This window comes from Marinomonas dokdonensis (genome assembly GCF_052747885.1).
The window spans coordinates 65888-80758 of record NZ_JBRAND010000007.1; the positions used below are offsets into that span (position 1 = coordinate 65888).

A 14871-nucleotide genomic window follows, 5' to 3' on the forward strand; every position below is an offset into this window, starting at 1 on the left:
TATCTGAGTTTCAGAAACCCAAAAAGGCCGGTGACAATATTGTCACCAGCCATTTCGACTATAGGCCGAAATCTGGAAATACAAGTATCATTACTTGATTTCGACAGATGCACCAGCTTCTTCAAGAGCCGCTTTAAGTGCTTCAGCGTCTTCTTTAGAAACGCCTTCTTTAACAGTCGCTGGAGCGCCGTCAACCATTGCTTTAGCTTCTTTCAAGCCAAGGCCAGTTGCTGCACGTACAGCTTTGATTGCGTTAACTTTCTTGTCGCCTGCGGCAGTAAGAACAACGTCAAATTCAGACTGTTCTTCAGCGGCTGCGCCAGCGTCGCCAGCAGGACCAGCTGCTACAGCTGCTGCTGCAGATACGCCAAATTTTTCTTCCATTGCTGAAATTAGTTCAACAACGTCCATCACAGACATTTCTGCTACTGCATTGATGATATCTTCTTTAGTTAGAGCCATGACTCAGATTCCTAGCATTTTCAAATTGCCCGAGGGCAATAAAATAAATATTTTTCATCAAAAAGGGAGTAATTAAAATTACGCCGCTTCTTGCTCTTTTTGATCGCGAACTGCTGCAAGAGTACGTACAAACTTGCTTGTTGCGCCCTGAATAACACTCATCAGTTTCGCAATAGCTTCTTCGTATGTAGGCAGTGTTGCCAAACGATCAATGTCGCCTGCTGGGATCAACTCACCGTTGAACGCCAACGCTTTTACTTCAAACTTGTCGTTCTCTTTCGCAAAAGATTTCAACAAACGAGCCGCCGCACCTGGGTGTTCGTTTGAGAAAGCGATTAGCGTAGGGCCAACAAAGCTATCTTGTAAGCATTCGAAGTCAGTGCCTTCAACTGCACGGCGAGCCAATGTATTACGTACTACACGTACATAAACACCTGCTTCACGCGCTTCTTTACGAAGTGCAGTCATGCTGCCCACGGTAACACCGCGGGAATCAGCTACTACTGCAGACAACGCAGTTTTGGCAGCTTCGCTAACTTCGGCGACAATGGCTTTTTTGTCTTCTAGACCTAATGCCACTGGTTTTCTCCTGGATTAGCAGGGAATAAATTCCCCTATTTTTACCAACTCCCCGATTACTCGGAGTACTTGCTGGTGAGTTAGATCCAGTAATCTGAATCGGGCCACACCATCTGCGCAGGACAAACATTTATCAACGTTTAATTAAACCGTACGATTCCTGCGGTCTTTGACGGCCTGCTGATCATTTAAAAAATGAATGCAGACCCCAAAGCTCATGATTTAGAAGCTTAAAGCACCTAAATCAATTTGTAGACCAGGTCCCATTGTAGAAGACAAGGTCACTTTTTTCATGTAGACACCTTTTGCAGAAGCAGGCTTAGCACGACGCAAGTCAGCCAATAGTGCTTCAAGGTTGCCTTTGATAGATTCAGCAGGGAATTCAATAGAACCCACGCCTGCGTGAATGATACCATTTTTATCTGTACGGTAACGAGCTTGACCTGCTTTAGCATTTTTAACTGCTGTAGCAACGTCAGGAGTTACTGTGCCAACTTTAGGGTTAGGCATTAGACCACGAGGACCAAGTACCTGACCTAGTTGACCAACGATGCGCATCGCGTCTGGAGAAGCGATAACAACGTCGAAATCTAGGTTGCCAGCTTTAACTTGTTCAGCCAAGTCATCAAAACCAACAACATCTGCACCAGCTTCTTTCGCCGCTTCAGCATTTGCACCTTGTGCGAATACAGCAACGCGAACATCTTTACCAGCACCGTGAGGCAAAACTGTAGAACCACGTACAGCCTGATCAGACTTACGAGGGTCAACGCCTAGGTTAACAGATACATCGATAGATTCTTTGAACTTAACAGTAGAAAGCTCAGACAAAAGAGCAACAGCCTCTTCAACAGAGTACAACTTAGTTGCTTCTACTTTTTCTGCGATCAAGCGAGCGCGTTTAGTTAGCTTAGCCATTAGTTCACACCCTCAACTTCAAGACCCATAGCGCGTGCGCTACCAGCGATAGTACGAACCGCTGCATCCATATCAGCTGCTGTTAAGTCAGCTTTCTTAGCTTCAACAATCTCTTCTAGTTGAGCACGAGTAACCGTGCCAACTTTCTGAGTGTTTGGACGAGGAGAACCACTCTTAAGGCCAGCTGCTTTTTTCAACAGAACAGACGCAGGAGTAGATTTCGTTTCGAATGTAAAGCTACGGTCACTGTAAACAGTGATGATAACTGGTGTAGGAAGACCTGGCTCAACACCTTGAGTTTTGGCGTTGAATGCTTTACAGAATTCCATGATGTTCACACCGTGCTGACCCAAAGCTGGACCTACTGGTGGACTTGGGTTCGCTTGACCCGCTTTAACTTGTAGCTTGATATAAGCTTGGACTTTCTTAGCCATTTTTTTAACTCCAGATGGGTCACTGCCCGAAGGCTACCCGTTCAACAAAATCAGGCTTTTTCAACCTGACTAAATTCCAAATCAACTGGTGTAGAGCGCCCAAATATAAGCACCGCCACCTTGATTCGGCTTTTATCGTAATCCACTTCCTCAACCACACCATTAAAGTCAGCAAACGGCCCTTCGTTAACACGAACAACTTCACCCACTTCAAACAATGTTTTCGGACGTGGTTTATCCACACCGTCATTAACACGCTGTAGAATGGCATCCGCCTCACGATTGGTAATTGGAGAAGGCCTATCAGCCGTTCCACCTATAAAACCAAGCACACGAGACGTGCCTTTAACTAAATGCCAAGAGTCATCATTCATATCCATTTGAACCAATACATAACCTGGATAGAACTTTCTTTCGCTCTTGCGCTTCTTGCCATCTCGGATTTCAACGATCTCTTCCGTTGGAACCAAGATGTCACCAAAATTATCTTCCTGCCCCATAACCTGCACTCGCTCTATAAGCGAACGCATTACGTGCTTTTCGTACCCTGAGTACGCCTGTACTACATACCATCGTTTGGTCACGAGCAACTCCTAACTAATTACCGAGGAAACGACCCAACCAAGGAACGAATCCACTCCCCACAGTACTAGAGACATAAAAAGAACAACCGCCAATACAATCAAGGTTGTTTGCACTGTCTCTTGCCTAGTTGGCCACACTACCCTGCGAATTTCAGTCTTTGCTTCTTTTGCTAAAGTAAAAAAAGCCTTCCCTTTCGCAGTCTGTAACGCAACAAAACCAGCAACACCAGCCAACACCAAAACTGCAATCAAACGATACAATAGTGACTCAGTAGAATAATAGTTGTTACCAATCACACCTACTGCAACTAATAATACAACAATCGCCCACTTAAATACGTCCCCGCGAGACGCTTGAGCTTCAGTACTCGAACTCATACTTCAGGTGATCCCTAACTAAGAAATAGGATACGAAAGATGGCAGGCCAAGAGGGACTCGAACCCCCAACAGCCGGTTTTGGAAACCGGTGCTCTACCAATTGAACTATTGGCCTACATTCGTATGGGCGGAGGATGATACCCAAAGACGCTAAGTTTAGCAAGGGTATCTGCCCAAAAAACAGACAATAAAAAAGGCGGACAAACCACCTATCTTTTGCAATGAAATTGCTGGAGCTCATGAGCAGATTTGAACTGCCGACCTCACCCTTACCAAGGGTGTGCTCTACCAACTGAGCTACATGAGCAACTGGAGCGGGTAGCGGGAATCGAACCCGCCTCTTCAGCTTGGAAGGCTGAGGTAATAGCCACTATACCATACCCGCAAATGGTGGAGGGAGGTGGATTCGAACCACCGAAACTTTCGTGGCAGATTTACAATCTGCTCCCTTTGGCCACTCGGGAACCCCTCCACGATACTCATTGCTTATTCGCAACACCCCAAAAGGTGGGAGACATTATATGAATCGTTTCTTTAATTGCAAGCACTAGCAAGGATTTTTTTCTAATTTTATCATCATCTTGGCAAGGTCTAATCGTGATGTGAAATTTTGCCATTGGCTTTCTGTCACCGGCTTTTCTACATCGATGTTGGACAAGGCTACCGTTCGCATATGCTCAAAAATATCGACGTCATAACCTGAGGCTTTTTGAATGCGATCGCGGGCTTGATTAGCTCGCTCTTGTGAAGAATATAAACCCAGTGAAATGCGGTTTTTCATTTCCTCCCGATTGATAATAAAACTATCGATAGACTTGGCGGCCAAAGCCTTAACGATATTAGTGGCCATCGCGGGCGTTTCTGGGGCCGCAATATACAACCAATACTTAGCTCGCTTACCAGTCACTTCTTGTATCTGGTAATTCCAGCCTATCTCTTTTAGTTGAGCAACGACTTGATCACGCTCTGCCGCTCTCTCTACTTCAATGCGAGGACAAAGCAGATCTTCTACTGGGCGGGTATCACCTGCCAACACAGTGTCCAACGCTTGTTGTACCGATTCGACAGGAGTTTCACCATTACTAGCTGGGGATTGGGTGTTACTGACCACAGGGGCTTGCTCCGAAATCAAACGGATTGTCTCCCCTACTGGCGGTTCGTACATGGGTTGCTCTTTGCTCACTACAACATCTTGTGTGAAGCTATCCCAACTGAAAAAGGCGGCATTCAACAATACAATCGCCACAAATAACCATTTCATTTTTGACCTCTTACTTGCTCGTCACCCACCAGCTTTGCCCCTAGTGCCACTAAATATGGTTGTTTGATTACAGATATTCCCAGTTTTTCCATTAAGACTTCCCCGTCACCACCAGTGACCACCCACTGATAGTTCGCATAGTCGTTATGTATACGGTCTAAGAAGCCTAATACCATTTCATGACAACCCTCAGCGACCGCTCGTGCAGTCGAGTTAGGTAAGCCGTTGCCACTCACCACTTCTTCTGCCACATAGCGCACCTTTGCTGTTTGCGTTAACAAGGATTGCTCCATCAGAGCCAAGCCTGGTGTAATGTAGCCACCAAGGTGTTCACCAACAGTGTTCACCACATCTACTTTAATTGCTGTTCCTGCATCTACAATGACAAGATTACCACCTATGTGATGATGAGCCGCAATAACCGTTAACCAGCGATCGACCCCTAAACGGGCAGGTTCATCGTAGGCATTTTTTACACCACATGCTTGAGCTTGGCTACACAACACCTGCAAGGCTGTCGTTGGAAAGCACGCTTGCAGTGTGTTCACGATATCGCTTGTTGCTGATTCCGACCGTACACTGGCCACATACATAGCGTCGGGGTGCGGCATGCTATGGAAAATTTTTAGCGCTTCTTCATCTCTATATTGCCAAATAACTTTGGACTCTTGAAAGAGTGTGTATTTAATCGAGGTATTACCAGCGTCTACAACTAAAACCTTATCCACGACGAACACTTATCTCCCCACCGTGAAGCGCCACAATCTCACCGTCTTCTTCCATTAACAGAGCACCTTTTTCATCAATGCCGCGAGCGACACCATGACGAGTTTGATGAACAGATGTCACAGTAATATTTTGATTGTACAAGACATCATGGGCTTGCCACTGACTTTGATACAACTTCATACCATGGCCTGTTTCAAACGCCTGACAAACTACTACTAATTCTTGAGTCAATTCCGCCAAAATTTGATTACGACTTGGACGTTGGGGTAACCGGGATGTTAAATCTGTCCAAGGCTGATCGACTTGCGCCATGGTTTTGTCGTCCATCTCTACATTCATACCAATGCCGATAATGACATGACAAACATCTTGATCTGCAACCATTTCGAGCAGAATGCCACACAGTTTTTTACCATCTACCTGCACATCGTTGGGCCATTTTAACCCAGGGTTAGGCACGCCGACTTTTTTGAGCACTCGGGCAACGGCCACCCCAACCGCCAAACTCAAGCCCTCTATTACGCTAGGACCACTTTCGAAACGCCAGACGAATGACATCATGAGGTTTTTTGCCAGCCCACCTTCCCATTGACGACCACGTCGACCTTTGCCTTGTGTCTGGCGTTCGGTAGCCAAAAGTACGGGCAAAGGGCGATTCATCGCAATGTATTGCTTCGCATCATTGTTGGTGGACTCGGTATCAAATTTCAGCTGCAGTGCTACGGTCTCGGGCAAGCCGTATTGCTCTAGAGTTGAACTAGACAATAGCTCAAGTGGAGCCGGCAAACGGTAGCCTCGACCTTTCACGGAATGAATAACCAAACCCATGGTTTCTAATTTTTTCAGTTGTTTCCAAACCGCTGCACGGGTGATGCCTAGGGCTTCGCCTAATTCTTCCCCAGAGTGAAACTTACTATCACTCAGCAAAGCTAAAATAGCCTGCATTAACGCACTCCATTGTTAGATATTCGTAGGCGCCGCAAAGGGCACAAGATGTTGTTGATTACTTAATTGCAGCCAATTTTCCTGAGGGTAATGGCACGCTTGATCGACTGCATGAATGGCATAAGCATGTCGAGATTGTGAAGATCGATTAGCATAACTCAAATGAGGAAATTCACCATTCAATATTACCAAAGATCCTTTCGGCACAGGCAAGGCCACCAGCTCACTATTATCCCACTGATGCTCTTTTATCGTCACCATTTTGGTTTCAATGGCATCTGGAGCACAACGCTCAAAACGTTTCAGCAAGCCAATTTTATGACCGCCCGGTATGCCCCACAAACAACCATTTTCCAATGTGGCCTCTTCGATCGCAAACCATAAACCAATCACACTCATAGGTTGGGTAAAAAGGAAGGTACTGTCCTGATGACAATTCACTTCGCCACCGATGCTTGGTTGCTTAAAAATATACATAGATTGCACAGCGGCCGGTTGCGCCATGCCTAGCTGCTGTAAAACCCCAGACCAGACAGCATCTAATGAAAACGCCTTAAACAGAGCATCTTGGCTGTGTAAGCCATGACCCACTTTGTTGATTGATAACTCTAGGGACTGGCGCAGCTCACCTTGAGCATCAAACGCTTCTTCTTCAAAAAAGAAGGACACCTTATCCGCTGAGTCCATAAAGTATTGATCTGTATGTCGTACCTGTTCATTGGTGGTAAATACAGATCGCACTGTCGTAGGGTCAAAGTTTTGTAATAAATTCCCCATATGAGACTTGAGCACATCACACGTTTTTGCGGGCAACAAAGACTCAATAACCAAATAGCCTTGCTGATGATATTGCTCGATCTGATCTGCTGTGAGCTGTAAAGATGGCATTGCCAAAGTGTCCGTTTTCATCGCCTTACTCCTCATTTACTGGCGGCACAGCTAGGTCGGCATTTGCCTGTACGAAAAAGCTAATTTCTTGCATCAAGGCATCAAAATGTGGGTTCCATGAGACTCTGGCCGCATGAGGACTTTTTGCTAGTAAAGCTTCTGATCGTTCACCAAACCAGTGATCCTCTTGGTTGCGACATGCCTGATACAAGTCTTCGTCTGCCATGTGCCAAGAACACACTCGGTAGCTGCCCTGCTCGCCGTAGTAATCGTTATTTGGGTTCCCTAGAACGCCCATATGTGAGAGGCCCAATATGCGCTTATCTGACCAGTCGCTATTATAAACTTTAACTCGATCTGTATTGGCATTCATTTGCGACACGCTGTACAACAGCATCTGACTATTTTGACCAATCATACCATTGTTAAACACCTGCTGAGTAACCTTGGAATCCACAGTTTGATCTTCCTCAGATAAAGCAATAAATACGGGCAATGAACGCGGTTGCTCAAGCACTTGTGTCCTGACCTCTTTGGCCAATTTATAGACTTGAGCAATGGCAGGCACTGGAATAGAAGCATACTTTGCGAAGTCATCATCAGGGTATTGATCAAGCCAATCTATGAAGGGCGCTAACCAAGGGGATAACCAATCGATTGAGCTGTTTATTTTAAAGGCAGGTGCAAAGAGGATCACCCCCTTTACACTTTCAGGGTGATTCCAAGCATAGTCGGTTGCCAAAGCACCACCGGTAGAGAAGCCACCGACATATAATGCATCGAGCTGCGTCGAAAACTGCTCGGCGGCGTTATAAAAGCTTTCTCGCCATTGCTCTCTAGACACATCAAGCAGATCTTCCGCGCGAGTACCGTGACCATCTAGCAATATAACTCTCACTTGATAGCAGGCTGCCTGTAGGGCTTGGGCTGAATCGCGCATAGAAAAAGGGGAGTCAGATAAACCGTGGGAGAGCAAGACGCCAATTCTAGGACGCCCAGCACATAACTGTTCATTGGGCATTAGTTCAAATGGCGAAACGGCAGCAAGTTCTCGCTGCCATTGGGAATTATCCAGCCACACTTTATGTTCTTTAAGGTCTGCCTGAGTACGAGCGATATAATCCGCAAAGCTTTCCCCAGCAAGAACACCTGCCCAAGACGAGCTACTCATAATGAGCAGTAAAGCACTCCAACCAATAAGTTTTCGATTCAGTTTCATACATTCACCTTGGGGATTTCCCGCTCCGCACCTTAGATACCTACTATAGTAGCGCGCTATGCTATGATTCGGTATCTCATCCATTCATCTATGAGTAAATACACCATCATGACATACCCTTGCCCGGAACCTGTTGCCTCACTTTGGTTTCCATTAGTTAAAAAGTTCTACCAAGCACATTACCCAAGTGGCAAGCCCAATAAAGCTGAGCCAATCTGGGTGGTTCGCCAGCAAGGAAAGATACTCTGTGCCGTACGTTTAAAGCCCTTACCTGAAAGTCAGCTACTCACAGCCATGGTGACAGCCCCAGAACAACGCCAACAAGGCCTTGGCACTCACCTTCTAAAAGGCATACAAAAACAGCTCTCACAAACACCGACTTATTGTTTCGCCTTTACTCACCTTGTCGCCTTTTATGAGCGCAATCAATTTACTGTAATCCCTCCAGAAGAACTGCCCAACACCCTACAGGAACGTTTCTTTGCTTATAGCCGACAAGGCAGGAAAATCACGCCTATGCAATATAAAAGCTCTTAAGAATCACTTAAATTCTCTTAACTCTCTGAATTTACCCAAGCGTCATTGACCCCTTTCTGTTTCCTCCATTACCTTTAGCCCCAACTAGTTTTCCAACACATAAACAGAATAAATAGAAATGGGGCCTAAGATGTCAATCAAGCTACCTGCCAACTCAAAAATGCTCACACCAGACTTTACATTTGGTGTCGCCACCGCGGCCTTCCAAATTGAAGGTGCCAACACTGCGGACAATCGCCTACCCTGTATTTGGGATACCTTTTGTGCCACCCCTGGCAAAGTCATTAATGGCGATGACGGCTCCATGGCCTGTGACCACTACCATCTTTGGCAACAAGACATAAAACTCATCAAAGAGCTAGGCGTGGATGCTTATCGCCTTTCTATTGCTTGGCCTCGCGTGATGAATGAGCAAGGCGAAGCCAACCAAGCCGGTCTCGACTTCTACCGCAACCTGCTCACTAAACTCAAAGAAGAAGGCATTAAAGTTTTCGTTACCCTATACCATTGGGATCTGCCACAACACTTAGAGGATAAAGGCGGCTGGTTAAACCGCGAGACTGCTTATTTATTCAAAGAGTATGCAGACCTTGTGACTCGTGAATTAGCGGAATGGGTAGACAGCTGGGCAACCTTTAACGAACCTTTCTGTGCCGCCATCTTAGGTTACGAACTCGGCATCCATGCACCGGGCTTAAGCAAGCCAGAGTACGGGCGCCAAGCAGCTCACCACATTTTGCTTGCCCATGGCTTGGCGTTACCTGTCATTCGCCAAAATGCTCCTAAGGCGCAAGTGGGCATTGTTATCAATATGAACCGCTCCTACCCAGCGAGTGCTAAGTCAGAAGATGAGTTTGCTTGCTTGATCCGAGAAACCTTGGACAACCAGTTTTTCATCGAGCCACTTATGAAGGGTCAATACCCTAAACTGCTGGCCAATGTTGCCCCACAATATCTGCCACAAGTGTTGCCGGGTGATATGGAGATCATCAGCCAGCCTATCGACTTCCTTGGCATGAATTTCTACACCTGTAACCATAATGCTTACGATGCGGAAGATTTATTTAAAGATGTGAAAAATAGCCAACCTGTCGAGTACACAGACATCGGCTGGGAAATCGCTCCTCACGCCTTTGAAGAATTGTTGATTAACTTAAACCAGCAATATGATTTACCGCCTATCTTTATTACCGAAAACGGAGCTGCCTGCGATGATCATCTAGTATCAGGGCAAGTAGATGATGATCAGCGCGTGCGTTACCTAAACAGCCATATTAATGCAGTCAACAACGCCATAGAAGCGGGCGTCGACATTCGCGGCTACTTTGCTTGGAGTTTAATGGATAACTTCGAATGGGCAGAAGGCTACAACAAGCGCTTTGGTTTAGTTTATGTGGATTATGAAACTCAAAAAAGAACGATAAAACGCAGCGGCTACGCTTACCAAGCCTTCCTTAGCGAACGCTAATATCCTTAGAAAGCCAATTCAGTTCAGAGTTTATGGGCTGAGTTGGTTTTACCTAGCCAATTCCATTTCCCTTTATTTCTTAGCAAGCATAGCGCCTCAAGCCTTAACTGGATAAAATTACGCGAATTCAATCCCTTGCAAAGGAAATACAATGAAAAATGCCGTGTTAGGTGTACAAATGCTGTTTGTTGCGTTTGGTGCACTGGTACTTGTTCCGCTTCTTACTGGACTTGATCCTAACGTCGCCCTCTTCGGCGCAGGGATTGGTACCTTACTTTTTCAAATCATTACTCGCCGCACCGTTCCTATCTTTCTTGCTTCTTCTTTCGCCTTCATTGCCCCCATCATTTATGGTGTGCAAACGTGGGGGATTCCCGCCACCATGGGCGGACTAATGGTCGCAGGTTTAGTGTATGTCTTACTTGGCGCCTTCATTAAGATCAAAGGTGCTAACTTCATTCAAACCTTGCTACCTCCTGTCGTGATCGGCCCTATCATCATGGTCATCGGATTAGGTTTAGCTCCCGTAGCCGTGAACATGGCGCTGGGTAAAACTGGTGATGGCTCTGTCCAGCTATTTGAGGCCGACATCGCGATTTGGATTGGTCTTGCCTCCCTGCTAACAACCGCCCTAATCAGTGTTTTCGCGAAAGGCATTATGAAGTTGCTACCTGTTTTTGGTGGCATAGTCGTGGGCTACGTACTAAGCCTATTCGCTGGGATTGTTAGCTTCGATGCGGTTCATCAAGCAGCTTGGTTTGCCGTACCTAACTTTACTGCGCCTGAATTTAATATCAGCGCCATTCTCTTCATGATTCCTGTGGCGATTGCACCCGCGGTAGAACACGTGGGCGACATTCTCTCCATCTCCAATGTCACAGGCAAAAACTACCTGAAAAAACCCGGCTTACATCGCACCATTGCCGGTGACGGTATTGCTACCATGGGGGCAGCAATGTTTGGTGCGCCACCAAATACCACCTACAGCGAAGTGACTGGTGCAGTGATGCTGACCAAGGCCTTTAATCCAGTGATCATGACTTGGGCAGCTGTAGCGGCCATAGTACTAGCTTGGGTGGGTAAACTGGGCGCTCTCTTACAAACCATTCCATTGCCTGTGATGGGCGGCATTATGATCCTGTTATTTGGTTCTATCGCTGCTGTGGGCCTAAACACTCTTATTAAGCATCAAGTAGACCTACACAAGTCGCGTAATCTGATCATTGTTGGCGTCACCCTAGTGTTTGGTATTGGTGGTATGGCCTTTGGTATCGGAGAATTCAGTCTACAAGGAATTAGCCTTTGCGGTATTGTCGCTATTCTACTGAACTTGATCTTGCCTCAGGATATTGGTGACAACCATATCGTCGACAAAACGCAAATTGATCAAGACAATTAAGCCTTATTACACAGCTAAAGAATAAGCTGTCTGTATAAGAAGGTTTGTTAACCTTTATGGCCTTTAGGTGAGCTCATCTAAAGGCCATATTTTTACCACAGTTAAACCATAGGAAAACGTCCGTAAAGGGCGTAAAGTAGCGCCTCAAGGATTAGACAAGGCCCCTCTCATGACCCCAAAACATATGCTGCTCGGCTTAGCCATTATTTTTGCCTGGGGCTTTAACTTCGTCGTAATAAAGTGGGGGTTAGACGACTTAACGCCAATGATGCTGGGCGGCTTACGCTTCTTAGTCATCGCTGTTATTGGCTCGCTGTTTTTCTCTAGACCAAACACTCCCTTAAAGTGGATCATTGCTTACGCTCTTGCCCTAAACTTTGGCCAGTTTGCATTTTTGTTTACTGGCATGATGTTCGGCATGCCCGCTGGACTGGCTTCACTTGTGCTGCAATCACAAGTGATCTTCACACTCATTTTTGCCGTCTTCCTTCTTAAAGAGATCGTTAGACCTTACCAAATTCTAGCCATCGGCATTGCCTCAAGCGGCTTGTCAGTGATTGGCTTTGCGGATAGCAACACTACCCTAACCATACTAGGTTTTGCTCTGACATTGGCCGCCGCATCAAGCTGGGCGCTTGGTAACATCATCACCAAAGCCATCATCCAAAAAGGCTACGATGCAAACATCAACCTCATAATCTGGGCTTGCTGGGTTCCGCCAATTCCTTTTTTCATCTGTGCTTACTTCATCGATGGCAGCCATGTTATGTGGGAAAACTTGATCGGCATTGATTGGAAAACACTTGCCACCTTGGCCTACCTATCCTTATTTGCCACCCTAGGAGGCTATGGCCTATGGAGCTTCTTAATGGCTCGCTACCCTGCTGGCACCGTAGCACCTTTAACACTTGGTGTTCCCGTGGTGGGCATCAGCTCTTCCGCTCTGTTACTCGATGAGCAAATTAGCCAAGCCCAATGGGCAGGCATAGCTTTGGTTTTACTAGGTTTAATACTGAACACCTTTGGCAGTCGTTGGATCAACGCCCTCACCAAACGCTAGTGTGTGGTGAGTTAGTAAAGCAAAGACTTCATCTTGTCTTCATCAAACTCTTTTAAAGATTTTCGGGCCAGATGCCTGAAGGGTAGTGCTTTCACAATCTCTTCAAACGGCTGCACCGCAAAGGCCCAAAAAATCGACACATCCCAATAGAGTATCAAGGCTGCACACAAAGGAATCGACACCAGCCACTGACCGGTGAAATTGATTTTAAACACCGCCGTCGTTTTACCTAACGCCCTCAAAACATGACCATGGACTGTGTTATAGCCACGCACCATAGGCAGAAAAATATACAAGGGCGCTATCGCCGCGAGAGCGACATAAGTGTCGGCTTCTAAATTAGGGTAAAAGTAAGGCAAACAGAAACTCAGCAGCGCAAATAAGCCCCCACAGGCAATCGATACCGCCACAGCAACATCAATACTCTTGTTCACGCACTGGGGCAAATCCTTAAGGTTTCTTGAGCCTATCAACTGACTAATACTAATTGCCGTCGCATGGGCCCAAGCGGTAATAAACTGGCTACCACCCCTTAACCAAGGCATGATGATGATAATCGCCGCATAAGCGTTAAGACTTAATTGTGAATACAGTAACTGATAAACACTGATGCCAATTTGCAAAATCGTGATATTGGCCGCGACCGGAAAAATTTCAAAACTATGCTGTTTCATGTTTTGTAAAAAAGCTCGCGGATTCGTCGTCAGCGACAGCTTCATAGCGCCTTTAAAGCGTACATACCAAGCCAAGTACATAGTACGCAGCACAATCGCCAAAACACTCCCTAATGCCGCTCCCGCAACCCCCATGCCCTGAAAAGAAAGCACACCGTAGATTAAGCAATAAGAAAAGAGCGTATTAAGGGGCATCTCAAGTAAATAGCCATGTAACGGCACCTTGCTCTTGCCTTGGCTATTTAATAGCGCCGTCATGACCTGCGTAAGCGCTGTAAAGGGCACAAGGTACTTAGCCCATACAAGGTAACCAAGAGTTTGTACTAATAGTTCATCTCCCTGCACCAAACGAGCAACAAGCGCCTCATCAAACAAACACAACAACAGCCAAAATAATACAGACACAGCACCGTTGATCGCCAAACCAGCCCAAAACCCTATTGCAACTGAGGAGCTAGAGCCTGACCCCACAGCACGACTTAGAATCAACTGAGTACCATTGGCAAGCGCCATATGAACACCCAGCATGAATACCAAAATCGCTGCAGAAATCCCCATCGCCGCCAAAGGCACCTCACCTAAAGGCGACACCAAGAAAGTATCGATCATCAACATCGACTGCATAAGCAAACCGTTTAACGCCAACGGCCAAGCGATTGAAATGTTTTTTCTAAGAAAAGACTGAGACGACATAATCCGTTACATGTATTTGTATGATGTAAGAGAGATATTACCACACAACCAACACTGGCTTTTATATCCTAAACATACATAGCACTGCCAACCTTGAAAAATCTGAGTCCCTGTACATTTTTTTTAGGGAAAGAAACATACCTTTATTGTGTCATCAGCAGAAATTGGGCTTATCTTGCAGGTGCGGCTTTAGCCGCAGGCGGAATTGATGACGAGCAAGTGCAATCATGTAATTCAAAGATTAGCCCAAACACCCTCGATAACCGTGGTTCCTGCGGAACCATTTCCGCATAAATGCGTACCTACAATTGGTAATCAGCATAAAATGCGCTAATTCTGTAGGTTCGGCTTCAGCCGCAGGCGGAATTGATAACAATCAAACACAAACATGTAACCCAGAGATTAACCCAAACAGCATCGGTAACCGTGGTTCCTGCGGAACCATTTCCGCATAAATGCGAACCTACATTTGGTCACCGGTATAAATTGAGCTAATTTTGTAGGTGCGGCTTTAGCCGCAGGCGGAATTGATGGCTATCAAGCGCAATCATGTAATCCAGAGATTAACCCAAACAGCATCAGTAAACGTGGTTCCTGCGGAACCATTTCCGAATAAACAGGCTAATTCTGTAGGTGCGGCTT

Annotated in this window: 16 protein-coding genes and 4 tRNA genes; 4 read left to right on the plus strand and 16 right to left on the minus strand. The window is 46.1% G+C overall.

Annotation, left to right across the window (positions count from 1 at the left end):
• Positions 1–90: 90 nt before the first annotated feature.
• From rplL to ACUM5Y_RS15035, 15 genes are all read right to left on the minus strand, one after another.
• Positions 91–462, minus strand: coding sequence for a 50S ribosomal protein L7/L12 (gene rplL / locus ACUM5Y_RS14965; protein ID WP_445977688.1), 372 nt, complete (start codon positions 460–462; stop codon positions 91–93).
• A gap of 78 nt (positions 463–540) precedes the next feature.
• Positions 541–1041: a 50S ribosomal protein L10 gene (gene rplJ, locus ACUM5Y_RS14970; RefSeq protein ID WP_445977689.1), complete on the minus strand. Its 501-nt coding sequence runs from the start codon at positions 1039–1041 to the stop codon at positions 541–543.
• A gap of 222 nt (positions 1042–1263) precedes the next feature.
• A complete protein-coding gene (gene rplA, locus ACUM5Y_RS14975) occupies positions 1264–1959 on the minus strand; it encodes a 50S ribosomal protein L1 (RefSeq protein WP_445977690.1) in 696 nt (231 codons plus the stop codon).
• Positions 1959–2393, minus strand: a complete 435-nt coding sequence (gene rplK / locus ACUM5Y_RS14980) for a 50S ribosomal protein L11 (protein WP_317005406.1) — start codon at positions 2391–2393, stop codon at positions 1959–1961. Before rplK ends, rplA begins: the two co-directional genes overlap by 1 nt.
• 50 nt (positions 2394–2443) lie before the next feature.
• A complete protein-coding gene (gene nusG, locus ACUM5Y_RS14985) occupies positions 2444–2977 on the minus strand; it encodes a transcription termination/antitermination protein NusG (protein WP_445977691.1) in 534 nt (177 codons plus the stop codon).
• 9 nt (positions 2978–2986) lie between these two features.
• Complete coding sequence (secE, locus tag ACUM5Y_RS14990; protein WP_445977692.1) at positions 2987–3355, minus strand: preprotein translocase subunit SecE; 369 nt, start codon at positions 3353–3355, stop codon at positions 2987–2989.
• 40 nt (positions 3356–3395) lie between these two features.
• Positions 3396–3471, minus strand: a tRNA-Trp gene (locus ACUM5Y_RS14995).
• A gap of 116 nt (positions 3472–3587) precedes the next feature.
• Positions 3588–3663: transfer RNA gene (locus ACUM5Y_RS15000), tRNA-Thr, on the minus strand.
• A gap of 3 nt (positions 3664–3666) precedes the next feature.
• Positions 3667–3741: transfer RNA gene (locus ACUM5Y_RS15005), tRNA-Gly, on the minus strand.
• A gap of 3 nt (positions 3742–3744) precedes the next feature.
• Positions 3745–3828 (minus strand) — tRNA-Tyr (locus tag ACUM5Y_RS15010).
• Between the two features lie 75 nt (positions 3829–3903).
• On the minus strand, positions 3904–4617 hold the full coding sequence (locus tag ACUM5Y_RS15015; protein ID WP_445977693.1) for an SPOR domain-containing protein: 714 nt from the start codon (positions 4615–4617) through the stop codon (positions 3904–3906).
• The gene (locus ACUM5Y_RS15020; protein ID WP_445977694.1) at positions 4614–5345 is read right to left on the minus strand and encodes a type III pantothenate kinase; all 732 of its coding nucleotides are present in this window, start codon (positions 5343–5345) and stop codon (positions 4614–4616) included. Before ACUM5Y_RS15020 ends, ACUM5Y_RS15015 begins: the two co-directional genes overlap by 4 nt.
• On the minus strand, positions 5338–6291 hold the full coding sequence (locus ACUM5Y_RS15025) for a biotin--[acetyl-CoA-carboxylase] ligase (RefSeq protein WP_445977695.1): 954 nt from the start codon (positions 6289–6291) through the stop codon (positions 5338–5340). The genes ACUM5Y_RS15020 and ACUM5Y_RS15025 overlap by 8 nt, the downstream gene beginning before the upstream one ends.
• Before the next feature lie 15 nt (positions 6292–6306).
• Entirely contained in the window at positions 6307–7200 is an 894-nt protein-coding gene (locus ACUM5Y_RS15030; protein WP_445977696.1) for a phytanoyl-CoA dioxygenase family protein, read from the minus strand.
• Positions 7201–7204: 4 nt separating this feature from the next.
• A complete protein-coding gene (locus ACUM5Y_RS15035) occupies positions 7205–8398 on the minus strand; it encodes an alpha/beta hydrolase (RefSeq protein WP_445977697.1) in 1194 nt (397 codons plus the stop codon).
• 63 nt (positions 8399–8461) lie between these two features.
• Between ACUM5Y_RS15035 and ACUM5Y_RS15040 the strand changes: the two genes are divergently transcribed.
• The 4 genes from ACUM5Y_RS15040 to ACUM5Y_RS15055 all read left to right on the plus strand — a co-directional run bounded on the left by ACUM5Y_RS15040 (position 8462) and on the right by ACUM5Y_RS15055 (position 12862).
• Entirely contained in the window at positions 8462–8935 is a 474-nt protein-coding gene (locus ACUM5Y_RS15040) for a GNAT family N-acetyltransferase (RefSeq protein ID WP_445977698.1), read from the plus strand.
• A gap of 130 nt (positions 8936–9065) precedes the next feature.
• The gene (locus ACUM5Y_RS15045; protein WP_445977699.1) at positions 9066–10403 is read left to right on the plus strand and encodes a GH1 family beta-glucosidase; all 1338 of its coding nucleotides are present in this window, start codon (positions 9066–9068) and stop codon (positions 10401–10403) included.
• Between the two features lie 151 nt (positions 10404–10554).
• The gene (locus ACUM5Y_RS15050; protein ID WP_445977700.1) at positions 10555–11802 is read left to right on the plus strand and encodes a uracil-xanthine permease family protein; all 1248 of its coding nucleotides are present in this window, start codon (positions 10555–10557) and stop codon (positions 11800–11802) included.
• Positions 11803–11971: 169 nt separating this feature from the next.
• The gene (locus tag ACUM5Y_RS15055; RefSeq protein ID WP_445977701.1) at positions 11972–12862 is read left to right on the plus strand and encodes an EamA family transporter; all 891 of its coding nucleotides are present in this window, start codon (positions 11972–11974) and stop codon (positions 12860–12862) included.
• Between the two features lie 11 nt (positions 12863–12873).
• Here the strand turns inward: ACUM5Y_RS15055 and ACUM5Y_RS15060 are convergent, their stop codons facing one another.
• Positions 12874–14229, minus strand: coding sequence for an MATE family efflux transporter (locus ACUM5Y_RS15060; protein WP_445977702.1), 1356 nt, complete (start codon positions 14227–14229; stop codon positions 12874–12876).
• Positions 14230–14871 lie beyond the last annotated feature (642 nt).